The following is a 17,708-nucleotide window of genomic DNA, read 5'->3' on the forward strand; positions in this document are numbered from 1 at the left end:
TATCAGTGCCGACAAAACCAGCTGGCACCTTGTACCGCGGCCGTGAAGGCATGTGGTCCTGGGTAGGACACCGTATTACCGGTGTAGTGATCTTTTTCTTCTTGTTGGTCCACGTGTTGGACACCTCCTTGGTGCGAGTGTCTCCCGAGGCCTACACCGCGGTGATCGGTACCTACAAGAACCCCCTCATGGCCCTGGGCGAGACCGGCCTTGTTGCGGCCATCGTCTTCCACGCCTTTAACGGCCTTCGCATCATTGCGGTGGACTTCTGGAAGAAGGGTGCCAAGTACCAGCGCCAGATGCTCTGGGCAGTGCTCGGACTCTGGGTGGTCACCATGGTCGCCTTCTCCATCCGCCACCTCTCCCTCGCGCTCGGAGGTCACTAAGCCATGTCAGCAACGATTGAGAGCCCGCGCAGCGGGCGGATCGCACCCCAGTACCGCCGCACGGGCGGAAACCGTGGCAACTTCGAAATGATCGCCTGGCTGTTCATGCGGCTCTCCGGCGTGGTGCTTGTGGTCCTGATCTTCGGCCACCTCTTTGTGAACCTCCTGGTGGGCGAAGGCGTCCACGCGATCGACTTCGGTTTTGTGGCCGGCAAGTGGGCCGATCCTTTCTGGCAGTTCTGGGACCTCGCCATGCTGTGGCTGGCCATGCTGCACGGCACCAACGGCGTGCGCACCATCATCAATGACTACGCCGAGAAGGACTCAACCCGCCGCTGGCTGAAGACGGTCCTCTACTCAGCCACTGTGGTCATCATTGTCCTGGGCACCCTGGTGATCTTCACCTTCAACCCTTGCCCCGTCGTCGACGGCGTGCCCCTGCCTGGCGGCTTCTGCCCTGCCTAGCACCGGCACCATCCCGGGCCCGCGGGTACAACCGCGGGCCTTGTGTTGCGGAGCAGGCAACGCCCGCCCGTTGTTTTATTGCGAATTTTGAGAGAAAGAGCGTCTGGTATGCAGGTCCATAAGTACGACGTCGTCATCGTCGGTGCCGGTGGCGCTGGCATGCGCGCCGCGATCGAATCCGGTCAACGCGCCCGCACAGCAGTACTGACCAAGCTCTACCCCACCCGCTCGCACACAGGTGCGGCGCAGGGTGGCATGTGTGCTGCCCTGGCCAATGTCGAGGAAGACAACTGGGAGTGGCACACGTTCGACACCGTCAAGGGCGGTGACTACCTGGTGGACCAGGATGCCGCGGAGGTCATGGCCAAGGAAGCCATCGACGCCGTGCTCGACCTGGAAAAGATGGGCCTGCCGTTCAACCGCACGCCCGAAGGACGGATTGACCAGCGCCGGTTCGGCGGCCACACCCGCGACCACGGCAAGGCCCCCGTCCGCCGCGCCTGCTACGCCGCAGACCGCACCGGCCACATGATCCTGCAGACGCTGTACCAAAACTGCGTCAAGCACAACGTTGAGTTCTACAACGAGTACTACGTCCTGGACCTGCTCACGGTCGAAGAGGACGCCGTTCGCGAAGACGGCACGCCGTACAAGCAGAAGCGCGTTGCCGGCGTGGTCTCCTACGACCTCGCCTCGGGCGAACTGCACGTCTTCCAGGCCAAGTCCGTAGTGTTTGCCTCCGGCGGTGCCGGCAAGGTCTTCAAGACCACCTCCAACGCCCACACCCTCACCGGTGACGGCATGGGCATCGCCTTCCGCCGCGGTATCCCCCTGGAGGACATGGAGTTCTTCCAGTTCCACCCGACCGGCCTCGCCGGCCTGGGCATCCTCCTCTCCGAGGCCGCCCGCGGCGAAGGTGCCATCCTCCGCAACTCGGAAGGTGAGCGCTTCATGGAGCGCTACGCCCCCACCATCAAGGACCTGGCCCCGCGCGACATTGTGGCCCGTTCCATGGCCAACGAGGTCCGTGAAGGCCGCGGCTGCGGCCCCAACAAGGACTACGTCCTCCTGGACCTCACGCACCTTGAGCCGGCCCACATCGATGCCAAGCTTCCGGACATCACCGAGTTCGCCCGCACCTACCTGGGCGTGGAGCCCTACACGGAGCCCGTTCCCGTGTTCCCCACCGCGCACTACGCCATGGGCGGCATTCCCACGAACATCACCACCGAGGTCCTGCAGGACAACGACACCGTAGTCCCCGGACTCTACGCGGCCGGCGAGGTTGCCTGCGTCTCCGTCCACGGCTCCAACCGCCTGGGCACCAACTCGCTGCTGGACATCAACGTGTTCGGCAAGCGTGCCGGCATTGCCGCCGCCGAATACGCCAAGACGGCCGACTATGTGGAATTGCCGGAGAACCCGCTGGCGTACACCACCGAGCTGCTGGACATCGCCCGTAACGGCACCGGCGACGAAAAGGTGGCCCAGATCCGCAAGGAACTGCAGGACACCATGGACGCCAACATGCAGGTGTTCCGCACCGCGGACACCCTGAACCAGGTCCTGCGCGACATCGCCTCCTTCGAGGAGCGCTACAAACGCATCAACGTCCAGGACAAGGGGAAGCGCTTCAACCTTGACCTGCTCGAGGCCGTTGAACTCGGCTTCCTGCTGGAGCTGGCCAAGGTGATGACCGTGGCAGCCCTGCACCGTGAGGAATCCCGCGGCGGACACTTCCGCGAGGATTTCCCGGAACGCGACGACGAGAAATTCATGAAGCACTCCATGGCGTACAAGGACGACCACGCCCCGGCAGACGGATCGGCAGAAGCAATTGCCGGCATCCGCCTGGCCACCAAGCCGGTTGTCTTTACCCGCTACGAGCCGATGGTGAGGAAGTACTAAGATGACCGCTGAAATCGCTGAGCCAGCCTCAAAGATTGAACTGCCTGCCGGCGTCGGCGGTGGCGGCGAAATCCCCACGTTCGATGTGCACCTGCGCGTCCGCCGGTACAACCCGGAGGTTTCCGGCGAGGCCACCTGGGATGACTACAACCTGACTATGTACGGCACGGACCGTGTCCTGGATGCCCTGCACAAGGTCAAGTGGGAAATCGACGGCAGCCTCTCCTTCCGCCGCTCCTGCGCCCACGGCGTCTGCGGCTCCGATGCGATGCGCATCAACGGCCGCAACCGCCTCGCCTGCAAGACCCTCCTGAAGGACCTGGACACGTCCAAGCCCATCACGGTGGAACCCATCAAGGGCCTGCCGGTGGAGAAGGACCTCATCGTGGACATGGAACCGTTCTTCCAGTCCTACCGCGAAGTGATGCCGTTCCTGATCAACAAGGGCCACGAGCCCACCCGGGAACGCCTGCAGTCCGCCGAGGACCGTGAGCGCTTTGACGACACCACCAAGTGCATCCTGTGCGCTGCCTGCACGTCCTCCTGCCCCGTCTTCTGGACCGACGGCCAGTACTTCGGCCCGGCGGCGATCGTCAACGCCCACCGCTTCATCTTCGACTCCCGTGATGATGCCGGCGACATGCGCCTGGAGATCCTCAACGACAAGGAAGGCGTGTGGCGCTGCCGCACCACCTTCAACTGCTCCGAAGCATGCCCCCGCGGCATCCAGGTGACCCAGGCCATCCAAGAGGTCAAGCAGGCCATCCTCTCCCGCAAGATCTGACACAAGGATTTAGCGAACGACGGCGCCGTCCCCACTTTTGGGGATCGGCGCCGTCGTTGTTTCTCCCCACCCGCCCCCTGACCTCGCAAGCTCGGCCAGGGAACCCGGCGGGCGTGGGCCCACAGCCATTCGTACCAAACGAAAGGGGACAACGTGTCCCGCTCCGAAAAAGTCTCGTTTGCCGGTTCCACCGGCGAAATGCTCTCCGGCATCATTGATATTCCGGAGGGCCCGGTCAAGGGCTGGGGGGTCTTCTCCCACGGGTTCACTCTGGGCAAGGATGCGCCGTCCGCGTCGAGGATGTGCAAGGCCCTGGCGGACAGCGGCGTGGGCATGCTGCGGTTCGACAACCTGGGCCTGGGCGGGTCCGCCGGCGAGTGGTCAGCAGGCTCCTTCAGCCACAAAGTGGCGGATACCGTAAAGGCTGCCGAGTTCATGCGCAGCGAAGGGAAAGTGATTTCCCTCCTGGTAGGCCACTCGTTCGGGGGCGCGGCCGTGCTCGCTGCAGCGCGCGAGATTCCCGAGCTCGACGCCGTCGCTACCGTTGGCGCGCCGTTCTCACCCAAGCACGTGGCCCACGTGTTCGACGCCGCCCTGGACAAGATCCTCAGTGAAGGCAGCGCCGAGGTGGACCTCGGCGGGAAGCGGGTGGAGATCCGCAAGCATTTTGTGGAGGACCTGGAAAACGCGGACCTGACGGACTGCATCAAGCAGCTGCACAAGCCGCTGATGGTGCTCCACTCCCCCACGGACAACACTGTGGGGATCGAAAACGCCAGCACCATTTTCCAGACCGCCCGGCATCCACGGAACTTCGTATCCCTCGAAGGCAGCGACCACCTGCTCACCGGGAAGGGCCAGGCGGCACGGGCGGCAAGGATCATCGCTGCCTGGGCCGATCAATACCTCGACGCCGCCCAGTAGCCTGCCCGCGGGGACAGGCCGCTGGGCAACCTGTGCGCCTATTTGCCGATGGCGGCCTTACTTTCGCTGATCCATTGTTCCGCCGCCTTTTCCGGCGTCAGCCGCTTGAACAGGACTTCAGTGTTGATGCGGGCCGTGATCTCGGAGACAGCAGTGGATCCCGTGGGTCCGATGAAGGTTGGGGCGAAGTCCATCTTCCCGATCGCATCAATGTAGTCCGCCTCCACCTTGCCCTGCGGCGTCAGCAGGTCCTTGATGGCCGTGCGCATTTCAGGGTTGCTGGGGACTCCGCGGTCGCTCTGGATGATTTTGGCGGCTGACTCGTTGTTCACCAGGAAGCTGACCAGTTTCGCGGCAGCGTCCGTATGCTTGCTCCGCGCGGAGATGGTGTAGAACTGCGACGACTGCAGCCAGATCCCCGGGGTGGGGTTTTCGCCGGGAAGCTTGAGCAGCTTCAAATCCGCGCCCGATGCCTTGCTCAGCGCAGTGAGCGAGTTGCTCCAGGTGAGCATCATGGCCGCTTTGCCCATGCCCATCAGGGTTTGCTCCGTACTCACGTTGAGCTTCTCCACTGTCTCTGATGCACTGGGCGCAGCGCCGGACTCGCTCAGCTTCAAGCTGTAGTTGAAATAGTCCTGGACCGTTCCCTGGTCCAGTCCGAGCCGGCCGTCCTGGGTGTACAGCGACTGGCCGTGCTGCCGAGCGAAGGCGTCCAGCGAATCGTGGGTGAGGACTGTTGCCGTTCCGTACGTGCCTTTGGGGCTCTTGGCAGTTACGTCCGAGGCGACCTTCGCGAAATCGTCCCAACTCCATGTGCTGTCATCCGGAATGGCAACACCGGCGGCCTGGAAGACCGCAGGGTTGGCGACGATTGACAAGGCATTGGCGCCGGTGGATACACCGTACTGCTTCCCTTGGACCTGGCCGTTCTCCAGCGCGCCCTGGTCCATCTTTGTCAGGTCCAGGGAACCGCTGACCTTGCTGAGATCCAGGAGAGCCCCCCGGTTGGCATATTCGGCCGGATAAGCGCCGCCCATGGTGATCACGTCAGGGGCATCATTGGCCGCTACCTGTGTTGCCAGCTTGTCAAAGTACCCGCCGATGTCCCCGTATTCGGGCTTGACCTTGATGTTGGGGTTGGCGGCCTCGAATTCGGCGATGGCCTTGTTGGTCAGCTCCGCCCGCCCTGCGTTGCCCCACCAGGAGAATCGGATTTCAACAGGGCCGTCCCCAGGCTGGTTCGACGAAGCGCTGGAGCATCCTGCCGTGACGCCCAGAAGGCCCAGTGCAGTGAGTATTGCGACTGATTTACGGATTTTTCCAAAAACTCTACGCGTCATTGGGCAAGCTTCTTCCAGTCAGAAAGCGGTTTCGTGAAACGTATCAAGGACGCCTGCCGAGGGTCAAGGGGTAGCGCACGGGCTTTAGGCCGGCGGGGTGGGGTTGACAGTATCCGGCGCAGCGAACAAGGATTGGAACCTCGGAAACCGGTTTCTAGGCGAAGCGCGTTTCCACTCCCAGTCCAGCACCAGCACCGGAAGGGCGTGCAGCGTGCACAGCCAAAGCACCACCAGCCTGCCAGGAATGTCTTCCACCGGTTCCGCCAACAGCGCCGCCATCGACAGGCAAGCACTCGTCCGGCGCCACAACGTGTGCCAGCGGACCCTGGATCCCCGAAGCCCCGTCTCCGTGGGTAACGGCGAGTTCGCTTTCACCGTGGACCTCACCGGACTCCAGTCAATCCCCGACGCTTACCCGGTGGGTGCACGGGACGAGCTGCCGGCGGGAACCCTGCTGGGCACGCAGGCCCAGTGGGGCTGGCATTCGACACCCCCGGAGCAGCCGTACGGGCTCGCCGGTTCCACCGTCCTCTACGACTCCCCTCGAGGACCGGTTCCCTACGTGGACATGGTGGGAAACATCGTTAATGACCGGGAAACGGATGCCTCCAGGGCGGAAACGTGGCTCAGGGCGAACCCCCACCGACTGGACCTGGGCCGCATAGGATTCCGGCTGGTGGAGGACGGAACAGAACGGGCAATCATACGGGACGATGTAGCCCACACCCGGCAGACGCTCGATCTGTGGACCGGCGTGGTGAGCAGCAGCTTTACCCTGGCAGGCCACCCGGTCACTGTCACCACCGCCTGCCACCCGGACCGCGACGAAATCGGACTGCGCGTGGTGTCGCCGGCGCTCAGGCACGGTCTGGTGGTGGCCATGGATTTCCCATACGGTTCCGAGGCCTGGCACGATGCGGCGGACTGGAACCGCCCGGATGCCCACACCACCATGCTCGGGGAACCCGCGCCGTTCGGACTTCATGCCGGATCCAGCAGCTGGACCGCTATGCGCACGTTGGACGCTGCACGCTACGAGGTGGTGGTCACCGGCAACAACCTTAGGGTGGAACAAACCGGGCAGCATCGCCTTCGAATCGCTCCCAGCAGCGCCGCCCAGGGCCAGGACCACGCGGATGCCATGGACCTTGCCATTGCATTTATCCCAGACGGAACCGGCGGCTGCATCCCGCGGGGTGACAGCAGGCTGTCCCGGGTGGCGGCAAAGCCAGCCAAGGACGCAGGGGCCGGAACCGCCGTCGGCCTTTCACCGGGCAGCACCCTGTCCCCCGGCAGTGCCGTTGCCGATGCCTCCGCCGCCTACTGGCCCCGGTTCTGGTCCTCCGGCGGTGCCATTGAGCTGGAGGCGACAGACGATCCCCGGGCGAAGGAGCTGGAGCGCCGGATTGTTCTCTCCCAGTATTTGACCGCCATCAACTGCTCGGGCTCGCTGCCGCCGCAGGAAACAGGGTTGGTCTGCAATTCCTGGCGCGGCCGCTTCCACCTCGAAATGCACTGGTGGCATGCCGCCCACTTTGCCCACTGGAACCGTCCCGAACTCCTGCTGCCCTCCTTGCGCTGGTACTCCACTGTGATGGAACCTTCACGCGCGACTGCAAGGGCGCAAGGCTTCGACGGCGTCCGTTGGCCCAAGCAGGTGGGCCCCGACGGCAGGGAGAGCCCCAGCCCCATCGGGACGTTCCTCATCTGGCAGCAGCCGCACCCCATCCACCTGGCCGAACTCGTGTATCGCGCCCGCCCCGGCCGTGAGGTGCTGGAGGAATTCGGGGACATCGTGTTCGAAACGGCCGAGTTTATGGCCAGTTTCGCGCATCCAACCTCCCGGGGATTTGAACTGGGGCCTCCGTTGATACCTGCGCAGGAGAGCTACGGCAGCATCCGAGGCTCAGTCACCAACCCCACGTTCGAGCTCGCGTATTGGCAGTGGGCCCTTCGGGTCGCAGCTGCCTGGCGGGAAAGGCTGGGGCTGGAGCCCATCCCGGCCTGGCAGGAGGTGGCTGACGGGATGGTGCAGCCGCGGGTGATCGATGGCGTCTACGCTGCCATTGAGGTGGAGCCGTTCACCATCCGGACGGATCATCCTTCGATGCTATGCGCACTCGGTGTACTGCCGGAGACTGACGTCATCGACAAGGACATCATGCGGGCAACACTGGCGGAGGTGCTTGCCGACTGGGACTGGGGCAGCACCTGGGGCTGGGACTATCCCGTCATGGCCATGACCGCGGCGCGCCTCGGCGACCCGGAGGCTGCCGTCAACGCACTCCTGATGGACGCGGGGAAGAACACCGTCCTGCCCAACGGACACAACCGCCAGACGGACTCACTGCCGCTGTACCTGCCGGGCAACGGCGGGCTCCTCGCCGCCGTCGCACTGATGGCCGCCGGCTGGGATAACGGACCGGACCTCCATGCCCCTGGTTTCCCGCCCGGCTGGACTGTGGCGTGGGAAGGCCTGGTGGCCGCACCATAGCCCTGCCGGGATCAGCGCTGTTTTGCCGCGCCAGTACCCCGGCGCCGGACAGTAGCCGGGGTCCCATTGTCCGTGTGGACGGGCACCTTGCCCGGCTGGACCTGACGGGCTCCAAGGGTGCCTTTTTCATGTCCGTTCAACCCATTGTGCAGGTCGGCCTCACGGACCGCCGCCCAGCCCGCTGCGACGAGGTACACCTGGCTCACCAGGTTGAACCAGATCAGCAGGCCGATAATGATGGCGAAGGGCGCAAGGAGGGGATTTCGTCCGGCCCCGGCAAGCAGTTCGGTACTGAAGACCTGCAGCACGGTGGTACCCAACGCAGCGAGGACAGTGCCTTCCAGCAGTGCTCTGCGCGAAAGCTTCAGGCTCCCTCCCAGCCGGAACATGATGACGGCCGTAACCCAGCTCAAGACAAGCGGGACCGCAATCTTTACCGAGGTCGTCAGTGGCCCGGCAACGGCGTCGTCAAGCCGCAGGAAGTCTGCCACCCAGCCTGCGGCGGTGCCGAACAACAAGGAGGCGCCGGCGCTGATGACCAGGGCCAGGCCCAGCAGCAGCAACGTGCCGGCATCGCGCAGCTTCAAAAGGACCGGGTTGACACGCAAAGGCGGGAACTGAAGGACTCCGCGGAGGCCATCCCGCAGGCCGGCGATCCAACCCAGCGACGTGATTACCGTGACTATCGCTGCAATGAAGGCCGTCCAGCCCAACCCGTCAGGGTTCAACAGGTCCTTCGGATCGACCAGTCCTTCCCCGTTGCCAACCTTCAAGAGCCCGGGTGCGCTTTGGGCGACACTCTCGATGATGGTGTCCAGCAGTGCCTGCTGGCTCCGGAGCACCAGGCCGGCGATGGAAAAGCCGGTAGCGAGGAGGCCGGTAATCGAGAAGAACATCCTGAAGCCGATGCCGGCGCTCATCAACGGGCCGCGCTGGAGATTGTAGTGCTGGAAGGCCCGCAGGGGCCGGAGCGTGTTGAGCCGGGCAAGCAGCCATTGGACCATCGCCAGCAGGCTGGGCAGCGCGCCGCCGTCGGACCTCCGGACCTTGCCCCATTCCATCCGCTTTTGAATGACAGCGAGCTTAAGTTGGGAGCGGTCAGTGGGAAGCGGAGGCTCCGCCGGCATCCGCGGACCAGGTCCCGGCATGGTTGTCAGTTTCGGTCCCAAAGTCCAGCTCTTCCCGTAGCTGCCAGATGCCGTCCGCATCGTGCTCGTAGAGTCCCATGCTAACCACGGGGAAGGTGGCTCTGTAGTTCTTCAATACCGTTTCGGCCTCATCGAGGCTTTCAGGGGCAACATCGTGGGCGATGGTGACGTGCGGGTGGTAGGCGAAGGGAAGATCCCGCTGGAGGGGGCCCTGCTGGAGCTTCTCGTGGAGGTCCACGCAGGCCTCGAAACCTTCCTCCACGTTGATGAACACCACCGGCGAAACGGGACGGAACGTTCCGGTACCGGCGATGGTGACCATAAAGGGGCTTTGGCGGCGGGCCACGTCCCGCACGTGCTCCCGGGTAGCCTCCCAGTCCCGGGTAGGCGTGGTGGTCACCAGCGTGATGTGGGCCGGGACCACTCCTGCGAGGGGATCCCCGAAGGAAGCCCGCCAGCGCTGCAGCTCCTCAGCCACCTCCGGCGGGAAGCCCAGAATGACGCCGACGCTGATATCTTCCGTCCGGGACGGCCCATGCCCGGCCGCGCCGGTGTCCTCCGCCGGGTCGCCTTGGGGGTCGCCTCGCCTGCCCGCTGCTCGGACGGAGCGGGAGCCTTCCCTTGCGGTGACTTTGCTGGACGGCATGGCGCTAGCGGACTCCTGCGAGGGAGAAGGACGGCAGGAAGCCCATACGCTCATAGACCTGGCCGAGGGTAACCGACGCAATTTCACGGGCGCGCTCGGCGCCGTGGGCCAGCAGCCGGTCCAGTTCCGCCGGATCATCCATCAGCTCGTTGGTCCGGTCGCGCAGCGGCGTAATGAATTCCACCACCACCTCGGCCAAGTCAACCTTGAGATGGCCGTACATCTTCCCCTGGTACTCCGCTTCGAGTTCGGCGACGGGCTTGCCGGTGAGGGAGGAGTAGATGGTCAGCAGGTTCGAGATCCCCGGCTTTTCCTCCTGGTCGAACCGGATATCGGTACCGGCATCGGTCACGGCGGACTTGATGCGCTTGGCCGCGACCTTGGGGTCCTCAAGCAGCTGGATGGCCCCGTTGGGCGACTCCCCTGTCTTGGACATCTTGGCACTGGGGTTCTGGAGGTCATAGATCTTGGCGCGTTCCTTCACGATGGTGGCTTCCGGCACCGTGAAGGTTGCCCCGAATTTCGTGTTGAACCGCTGGGCCAGGTTCCGGGTCAGCTCCAGGTGCTGGCGCTGGTCCTCCCCCACCGGCACGAGGTCGGTCTGGTAGAGCAGGATGTCCGCGGCCATCAGGGTGGGGTAGGCAAACAGGCCCAGGGTGGCGGCGTCAGCACCGGACTTCTGGGTCTTGTCCTTGAACTGGGTCATCCGGGACGCTTCACCAAAGCCGGTGATGCAGTTCAGAGCCCAGGCCAACTGCGCGTGTTCGGGCACATGGGACTGGACGAAGAAGATGCTTTTATCCGGGTCGATGCCGGCCGCGATGTATTGGGCGGCCACTATTCGGGTGCGCTTGGCCAGTTCTGCGGGATCGAAGTCCACGGTGATGGCGTGCAGGTCCGGAATAAAGAAAACAGCATCGTACTCGGCCTGCATGTCCACCCAGTTGCGGACGGCGCCGATGTAGTTGCCCAGGTGAAGGGAGTCCGCGGTGGGCTTGGCTCCGGAGAGGATGCGCTTCTTGATGGCAGGGGAAGTCTGGCTAGTCATGGGGAGGAAACCTTCGGGCTTAGAGCTGGTAGTCCACTACAAGCGGGGCATGGTCGGAGAAGCGGGTGTCCCACGAGGCTGCCCGGTCAACAACGGCGGAAATGGCACCGGCCGTCAGTTCCGGTGTGGCCAGGTGGTAGTCGATGCGCCAGCCGGTGTCGTTGTCGAATGCTTTCCCGCGCTGGGACCACCAGGTGTACGGCCCGTCAACGTCCCCGGCAAGGTTGCGGTGGACGTCCTGCCAGCCGATGTCCTCCCCGAAGAAACGGTCAAAATACGCCCGTTCCTCCGGCAGGTGGCCCGCCTTTTTCACGTTGGCCTTCGAGTTCCGGATGTCCCTGGGCGTGTGGGCCACGTTGAGGTCCCCTACCACGAGGGCATGGTCACTGTGCTTGGTAAGCTCCGGCAGGCGGGTGCTCATCGCGTCCAGGAAACGGAATTTGTCGTCCTGCTTGGGGGTCCCCACCTCGCCCGAGTGGACGTAGGCGCTGGCCACGGTGAGCTGGACAGGGCGTCCGGCTGCATCGGCGAAGCGGAAGTCCGCCTCCACCCAGCGGCCCGCCGTCGCGAAGTAGTCGTCGCCGATGCCGTTGCGGGTTTCCAGCGGCTCCTCGCGTGAAGCGATGGCGACGCCGGCACGGCCTTTGGCTTCTGCCTCGGCGTGCAGGATGTGCCAGCCTTCGCCCAGCAGCTGGCCGACGATGGCGTCAGGCGCCCGGACTTCCTGGAGGCAGAGGATGTCCACTTCGCGCGGCTCCAGCCACGCCGCCATACCGTTCTTGTAGGCAGCCCGAAGGCCATTGACGTTGACGGATGCGATGCGAAGGTGGTCCTTCTTCAATGCCGAGCTCACCCGCTCCACTCTAGTCGATGATGGTTCCGGTGACCGGTTCCCCGCTGCCGGAGGACTTGATCATGTCCCGGGCGTTCGTGGCGGTGATCTCGATGGTTTCCAGGGCCCTGTTGATGGTGTCCTGGTTGGCGGCAGCGCCCTTGGCCCGCTCCTCCTCCACTACACGGATCTGCACCTGGACGATCTTGAAGGAGTGGTCCAGCTTGAGGTCGCGGACCTGGTCCGCCTGGCTGCGCTCCGCAACAACCCGGGTACCGCCCTGGTCCGCGCCGGCGTAGGGGCCGCGACCTGCCGCCGTCGTGAAGGCATTTTGGGCTTCGGTCAGCTTCGCGCCGGCCTTTTTGGCGGCCTTCTGGATGCTGAAGACCACGAAGGAGGCAAGGGCCAGCCAGAAGAAGGCGATGACGGCAACCACCCAGCCCACGACGTCGTTCTGGTTGGCTGCGAAGATCACTGCCACAACGAACGCGGTGACGAGGACCATCAGTCCCGGCCCGCTGATGCGGAACATCGAGAATCCGCCCCTGGCGGGTTTGGAGGATGACTTGGAGCTGCCCAGAGATTGCATGCACCCATTCTCTCAAACGCCCGGGCATGCTCCCGCCGCCTTCCACCCCCGGCGAACACCCAACTAACTCGCACTTAACGCCCCCAAATCGCGTTTTGAGTGCGTTACCTGCCAGCCAGTTGAGCCGGGCTACTTCAGGAAGAGGTGCCGCAGCCGCATGGTGGTGAGCAGCATGCCGGCGGCGGTCATTACCAGGTAGTAGCCAATGTGGACGGGCGTGGCCGCCGTGAAGGTGCCCACACTGATCTGCCGCAGCAGCTCCACCCCGTGCCACAGCGGCATGGCCTGGATGAGCCACTGGATGGCCTGCGGGTAGACACTCAGCGGGTAGAACGTGGCGCTGAACAGGAACATGGGCAGCATGATGAAGTTGATCCAGTCCATCTGCTGGAAGGTCTTCAGGAAGCTCGTGATCCCCATCCCGATGCTCGCGAACCCGAACGCGATCAACACCGACGCCGGGACCATCAGCAGGGCCCACGGAGTGGTGATCAGGCCCATCGCGCCCATCACTGCCGTGAAGCCCAGGGCGTAGAGGAGTCCGCGCAGCAGGGCCAGGAAGATCTCGCCCAGTGCAACATCCAGGGGTCCCAGCGAGGTGTACAGCATGCCCTGGTAGAGCTTGGCGAAGTTCATTTTGAAGAACACGTTCCAGGTGGAGTCGTACACGGCTCCGTTCATGGCCGAAACGGCAAGCAAGGCCGGGGCGATGTACGCGGCATAGCTGATCTCCCCGCCGCCCGGCCCCTGCACCGCTCCCACGATCGCGCCGAGCCCCACTCCCATGGAGACCAGAAACAGGACGGGCTCGAAGAATCCGGAGAGCATCACCAGCCAGTTGGTGCTCTTGGTGGCCAGGAGCCCGCGCGAAATCACGGCCTTGGCGTTGCGCGAGTACAACGGCCCGAACGTCCTGTTGCGGGCCGCCGCCGCGGCGCCCTTGACGGACACTCCGGCGCTCATCGCCCCATCCTCAACACGAACTGCCGCCTCGTCAGGAACCAACCCGCCACCGCAAGGCCCACCAGCACCAGCACGTGCACGGCGGTCAGCAGCGGCGGTTCCTGGTAGCCGTACGTAAAGACGCGTCCCAGCTCGGTCCCGTGCCAGATCGGCGAGATCCAGCCGATCCACCGCACCGCCAGCGGCAGGGTGTCCAGCGGAAAGAAGGTCCCGGAGAACAGGAACAGCGGCATCACAATGAAGCGCATCACCAGTGCGAACTGGCCTTTGTCCTCCGTTATCGACGCCGAATAAGCCATCAGCGGCAAACCAAAGGAGAGCGCAGCCAGCGTGGCTGCCAGGATGGCCACCCATCCCCATCCGCCCGGAGCGGCGCCGAACAGTGCAACCGCAGCAAAATAGATGGCAGACTGCAGCAGGAACCGCAGGGTCACCGCCATGATGTGGCCCGCCGCGATCTGTTGGGGCGCCAGCGGCGAAGCGTGCGGGCCGTAGTACGTTCGGCGCCACTTGAATCCGCCCATCACGGGGAACGTGAATTCGTTGGCTGCCGTCATCACCGCCGCGGAGACCAGCAGGGCCGGCGCCACAAACGTCACGTACCCCACTCCCCCGAAAGCTCCTGCACCCTGCGCGTCCACGAGGGTGGCGAGGCCCACGCCCATCGCGAACAGGTAAGCCACGGGGTGGCCCACGCTGTACATCAGCAGGGACCAGCTGTAGCCCTTCATCACCCGGAGCACATGCTCCATGTAGTAGAAAGCACCCCAGCGGCGCGCCTTCGCCGCCGCCACTCCAGGGCTGTGCGCCGCCGGAAGGGCACGGGCGGCCGCCCCCGTCAACGTCTCGTCAGTCAACGAGGCTCCTGCCCGTCAGCCGCAGGAACACGTCCTCCAGCGAGGACCTGCGGACCAGCGATGTCAGCGGCCTCAGGCCGCGGGCCGCTACCTGCTCAAGGGCGGACTCGCCGTCGTGCGCGTAAATGAGCACCCGGTCTGGCAGCACCTCAAGCCGCTCCCCAATGCCGTCCAGCTCGGCGGCGATGGTGGTGTTCCGTTCGGAGCCGAAGCGCAGCTCCACCACCTCACGGGTGGAGTGGTCGCGGATGAGCTGCGCCGGCGACCCCTCGGCCATGATGCGGCCCTTGTCCACCACGATCAGCCGGTCGCAGAGCTGCTCCGCCTCATCCATGTAGTGGGTGGTGAGAATCAGCGTGACGCCCTGCTCCTTGAGCCGGAACAGCCGGTCCCAGAGAATGTGCCGGGCCTGCGGATCCAGGCCGGTGGTGGGTTCGTCCAGCAGCAGGATCCGGGGTTCGTTAATCAGCGAGCGGGCGATTGTCAGGCGCCGCTTCATGCCGCCGGACAGCGCATCCACCTTGGACTTCGCTTTGTCGGTCAGCTGCGCGAACTCGAGCAGTTCGTCGGCCTTCGGTTTCAGGTAGCTCATCGGCAGGCCAAAATACCGGCCGTAGACCAGGAGGTTGTCGCGGACCCGCAGTTCCTCGTCCAGGTTGTCCTGCTGCGGCACCACACCCAGGTGTGCGCGCACTTCAGGCCCGTGCGCGTCCGGGTCCAGGCCCATGATTTCAAGGCTGCCGGAGGTGCGGCCGGTGACACCGCCGATCATCTTCATGGTGGTGGACTTGCCGGCTCCATTGGGTCCCAGCAGGCCGAACGACTCGCCCGCCGGGACACTGAAGGAGATACCGTCCACGGCGGCCACGTCGCCGTACTTTTTGGTGAGGTTTTCGGCGGTGATGACCGTGCGGGGCGTCTTCCGGCCGCCGGCCCGGGTTGTGGAGGGCAGGATGGCTTCGTTGTGCACCCTCCGCAGACTAGTTCAGCCACCCGCTAAACGGTAGTGCCGTCCTCCTTAACACAACCGTGTTAAGTGCGACGGCGGCAGGCGCCTTCGCTGGGGAAGGTGCCTGCCGCCGTCGTACTTGTCTGAGAGTGCCCTTAGGCGATGCCCGCCTTGCGCTCCGCGGCTTCCACCACGTTGGTCATCAACAGCGCCACGGTCATGGGACCGACGCCGCCAGGGTTCGGAGAGATCCAGCCGGCTACCTCGGCGGCAGCAGGATCGATGTCGCCGTGGACCTTGCTCTTGCCCGTCTCGGGGTCGGTCTCGCGCGTGACACCAACGTCCAGTACGGCAGCACCGGGCTTCACGTCCGAGGCTTTGACGATGTGCTTGGCACCGGCCGCGCCCACGATGACGTCCGCCTGGCGCAGCAACTCGGACATGTTGGTGGTGCCGGTGTGGGTCAGCGTCACCGTAGCGTTGATTTCGCGCCGGGTCAGCAGCAGCCCGATGGACCGGCCGATCGTCACACCGCGGCCAACCACCACCACGTGCTTGCCCTTGAGGTCGTAGTCGTTGCGCAGGAGCAACTCGATGACACCGCGGGGTGTGCACGGCAGCGGCGAGGTGATCTTGCCGTTGACGTTGAGCACCAGCCGGCCGAGGTTGGTGGGGTGCAGGCCGTCGGCGTCCTTGTCGGGGTCGATCCGTTCAAGGATGGCGTCGGTGTCCAGGTGCTTGGGAAGCGGCAGCTGAACGATGTAGCCGTGGCAGGTGGGGTCCGCATTGAGTTCGTCAATGAGGGCCTCAACCTGCTCCTGGGTGGCGTCGCCGGGAAGCTCGCGCTGGATGGAGTTCATCCCGATCTCCACCGACTGCTTGTGCTTCATGGAGACATACAGCTGGGAGGCGGGGTCCGCGCCCACCAGCACCGTGGCGATGCCGGGGGTGATGCCGCTGGCCTTCAGGGCCGCCACACGCTCAGTCAGTTCGGCCTTGATGGCCGCTGCTGCTGCCCGTCCGTCGAGGATCCGGGCGGTCTTGGTTGCTTCAGTCATGGGTCACCACTGCTCGTGCGTCGGGTACAGCGGGAAGTCGGCGGCTAGCTTGTCCACGCGGGCCTGCAGGGCCTCGACGTCGGCGCTGGTGCCGGCCTTCAGCGCGGTGGCGATGATCTCGGCCACCTCGGTGAACTCGGCGGCACCGAAGCCGCGGGTTGCCAGGGCCGGGGTGCCGATGCGCAGGCCGGAGGTAACCATCGGCGGGCGGGGGTCGAACGGAACAGCGTTGCGGTTAACGGTGATGCCCACGGAGTGCAGGAGGTCTTCCGCCTGCTGCCCGTCCAGCTGCGAGTTGCGCAGGTCAACCAGGACCAGGTGCACATCCGTTCCGCCGGTCAGGACCGAGACGCCGGCTTCGGCGACGTCAGCCTGGTTAAGGCGGTCAGCGATGATCTTGGCGCCTTCCAGCACGCGCTCCTGGCGCTCCTTGAATTCCTCGGTGCCGGCGATCTTGAAGGCCACGGCCTTGGCCGCAATAACGTGCATGAGCGGGCCGCCCTGCTGGCCCGGGAACACGTTGGAGTTCAGCTTCTTGGCCCACTCCTGCTTGGCCAGGATCACACCGGAGCGCGGACCGGCGAGGGTCTTGTGCACGGTGGAGGTGACGACGTCGGAGTGCGGCACCGGGCTCGGGTGCAGGCCGGCGGCAACCAGGCCGGCGAAGTGTGCCATGTCGGTCCAGAGCAGTGCGCCCACCTCATCGGCGATGGAGCGGAAGGCAGCGAAGTCCAGGTGGCGCGGGTAGGCGGACCAGCCGGCGATGATGACCTGCGGCTTTTCGGCTATGGCCTGCTCACGCAGCTTGTCCATGTCGATGCGGAAGTTGTCTTCCTCCACCTGGTAGGCAGCCACGTTGTAGAGCTTGCCGGAGAAGTTGAGCTTCATGCCGTGCGTCAGGTGGCCGCCGTGGGCCAGGGACAGGCCCAGGATCTTGTCGCCCGGGGTGATCATGGCGGACAGTGCAGCGGCGTTGGCCTGGGCACCGGAGTGCGGCTGGACGTTGGCGTACTCGGCGCCAAAGAGTGCCTTGACCCTGTCGATGGCCAGCTGCTCGGCAACGTCAACATATTCGCAGCCACCGTAGTAGCGGCGGCCCGGGTAACCCTCAGCGTACTTGTTGGTGAGGACTGAGCCCTGGGCCTCCATCACGGCGCGGGGGGCGAAGTTTTCGGAGGCAATCATTTCCAGGGTGCCGCGCTGGCGGCCGAGCTCCTGGTCCAGGACTGCTGCGATTTCGGGGTCAAGCTCAGCCAGCGGCTGATTGCTGACGGCGGTGGTTGAAGTGGCTGTAGTAGTCACGAAGAACTCCTGGCT

The 17,708-nt window shown here is 64.8% G+C and carries 17 protein-coding genes; 6 read left to right on the forward strand and 11 right to left on the reverse strand.

Features of this window, described 5'->3' with window-relative positions:
* Positions 1 to 5 precede the first annotated feature (5 nt).
* The 5 genes from sdhC (at position 6) to QF038_RS14570 (ending at position 4,467) form a co-directional block, all read left to right on the forward strand.
* Entirely contained in the window at positions 6 to 386 is a 381-nt protein-coding gene (sdhC, locus tag QF038_RS14550) for a succinate dehydrogenase, cytochrome b556 subunit (RefSeq protein WP_307610773.1), read from the forward strand.
* A 3-nt stretch (positions 387 to 389) separates the two neighbouring features.
* Positions 390 to 851, forward strand: coding sequence for a succinate dehydrogenase hydrophobic membrane anchor subunit (locus QF038_RS14555; protein WP_307610774.1), 462 nt, complete (start codon positions 390 to 392; stop codon positions 849 to 851).
* A gap of 108 nt (positions 852 to 959) precedes the next feature.
* Positions 960 to 2,759: a succinate dehydrogenase flavoprotein subunit gene (gene sdhA, locus QF038_RS14560; protein ID WP_307610775.1), complete on the forward strand. Its 1,800-nt coding sequence runs from the start codon at positions 960 to 962 to the stop codon at positions 2,757 to 2,759.
* 1 nt (position 2,760) lies between these two features.
* Positions 2,761 to 3,543, forward strand: coding sequence for a succinate dehydrogenase iron-sulfur subunit (locus QF038_RS14565; RefSeq protein WP_091423158.1), 783 nt, complete (start codon positions 2,761 to 2,763; stop codon positions 3,541 to 3,543).
* Positions 3,544 to 3,696: 153 nt separating this feature from the next.
* Positions 3,697 to 4,467 carry a S9 family peptidase gene (locus QF038_RS14570; protein WP_307610776.1) on the forward strand — a complete coding sequence of 257 codons (771 nt, stop codon included), beginning with the start codon at positions 3,697 to 3,699 and terminating at the stop codon, positions 4,465 to 4,467.
* Positions 4,468 to 4,505: 38 nt separating this feature from the next.
* Here QF038_RS14570 and QF038_RS14575 read toward each other — a convergent pair whose 3' ends face one another.
* Positions 4,506 to 5,807, reverse strand: coding sequence for an ABC transporter substrate-binding protein (locus tag QF038_RS14575; protein ID WP_307610777.1), 1,302 nt, complete (start codon positions 5,805 to 5,807; stop codon positions 4,506 to 4,508).
* 244 nt (positions 5,808 to 6,051) lie between these two features.
* Between QF038_RS14575 and QF038_RS14580 the strand changes: the two genes are divergently transcribed.
* The gene (locus QF038_RS14580; protein WP_307610778.1) at positions 6,052 to 8,301 is read left to right on the forward strand and encodes a hypothetical protein; all 2,250 of its coding nucleotides are present in this window, start codon (positions 6,052 to 6,054) and stop codon (positions 8,299 to 8,301) included.
* Positions 8,302 to 8,312: 11 nt separating this feature from the next.
* On the opposite strand, the gene QF038_RS14585 is transcribed toward QF038_RS14580, so the two are convergent.
* From QF038_RS14585 to glyA, 10 genes are all read right to left on the reverse strand, one after another.
* The gene (locus QF038_RS14585; RefSeq protein ID WP_307610779.1) at positions 8,313 to 9,362 is read right to left on the reverse strand and encodes a YihY/virulence factor BrkB family protein; all 1,050 of its coding nucleotides are present in this window, start codon (positions 9,360 to 9,362) and stop codon (positions 8,313 to 8,315) included.
* 37 nt (positions 9,363 to 9,399) lie between these two features.
* The gene (locus QF038_RS14590) at positions 9,400 to 10,095 is read right to left on the reverse strand and encodes a 2'-5' RNA ligase family protein (RefSeq protein WP_307610780.1); all 696 of its coding nucleotides are present in this window, start codon (positions 10,093 to 10,095) and stop codon (positions 9,400 to 9,402) included.
* Between the two features lie 4 nt (positions 10,096 to 10,099).
* Complete coding sequence (gene trpS, locus QF038_RS14595) at positions 10,100 to 11,143, reverse strand: tryptophan--tRNA ligase (protein ID WP_307610781.1); 1,044 nt, start codon at positions 11,141 to 11,143, stop codon at positions 10,100 to 10,102.
* Positions 11,144 to 11,162: 19 nt separating this feature from the next.
* The gene (locus tag QF038_RS14600; RefSeq protein WP_307610782.1) at positions 11,163 to 11,996 is read right to left on the reverse strand and encodes an exodeoxyribonuclease III; all 834 of its coding nucleotides are present in this window, start codon (positions 11,994 to 11,996) and stop codon (positions 11,163 to 11,165) included.
* Positions 11,997 to 12,006: 10 nt separating this feature from the next.
* Positions 12,007 to 12,564 (reverse strand): hypothetical protein, encoded by a 558-nt coding sequence (locus QF038_RS14605; RefSeq protein ID WP_307610783.1) that lies wholly within the window; start codon positions 12,562 to 12,564, stop codon positions 12,007 to 12,009.
* A gap of 129 nt (positions 12,565 to 12,693) precedes the next feature.
* Entirely contained in the window at positions 12,694 to 13,527 is an 834-nt protein-coding gene (locus QF038_RS14610) for an ABC transporter permease (protein ID WP_307610784.1), read from the reverse strand.
* Positions 13,524 to 14,384 carry an ABC transporter permease gene (locus tag QF038_RS14615; protein ID WP_307610785.1) on the reverse strand — a complete coding sequence of 287 codons (861 nt, stop codon included), beginning with the start codon at positions 14,382 to 14,384 and terminating at the stop codon, positions 13,524 to 13,526. Before QF038_RS14615 ends, QF038_RS14610 begins: the two co-directional genes overlap by 4 nt.
* Positions 14,377 to 15,354, reverse strand: coding sequence for an ABC transporter ATP-binding protein (locus QF038_RS14620; RefSeq protein WP_307610786.1), 978 nt, complete (start codon positions 15,352 to 15,354; stop codon positions 14,377 to 14,379). The genes QF038_RS14615 and QF038_RS14620 overlap by 8 nt, the downstream gene beginning before the upstream one ends.
* Positions 15,355 to 15,488: 134 nt before the next feature.
* The gene (locus QF038_RS14625) at positions 15,489 to 16,391 is read right to left on the reverse strand and encodes a bifunctional methylenetetrahydrofolate dehydrogenase/methenyltetrahydrofolate cyclohydrolase (RefSeq protein ID WP_307610787.1); all 903 of its coding nucleotides are present in this window, start codon (positions 16,389 to 16,391) and stop codon (positions 15,489 to 15,491) included.
* 3 nt (positions 16,392 to 16,394) lie between these two features.
* Positions 16,395 to 17,693 carry a serine hydroxymethyltransferase gene (gene glyA, locus QF038_RS14630; RefSeq protein WP_307610788.1) on the reverse strand — a complete coding sequence of 433 codons (1,299 nt, stop codon included), beginning with the start codon at positions 17,691 to 17,693 and terminating at the stop codon, positions 16,395 to 16,397.
* Positions 17,694 to 17,708 lie beyond the last annotated feature (15 nt).

Origin of the sequence: Pseudarthrobacter sp. W1I19, assembly GCF_030817835.1 — a bacterium.
Lineage (GTDB): Bacteria > Actinomycetota > Actinomycetes > Actinomycetales > Micrococcaceae > Arthrobacter.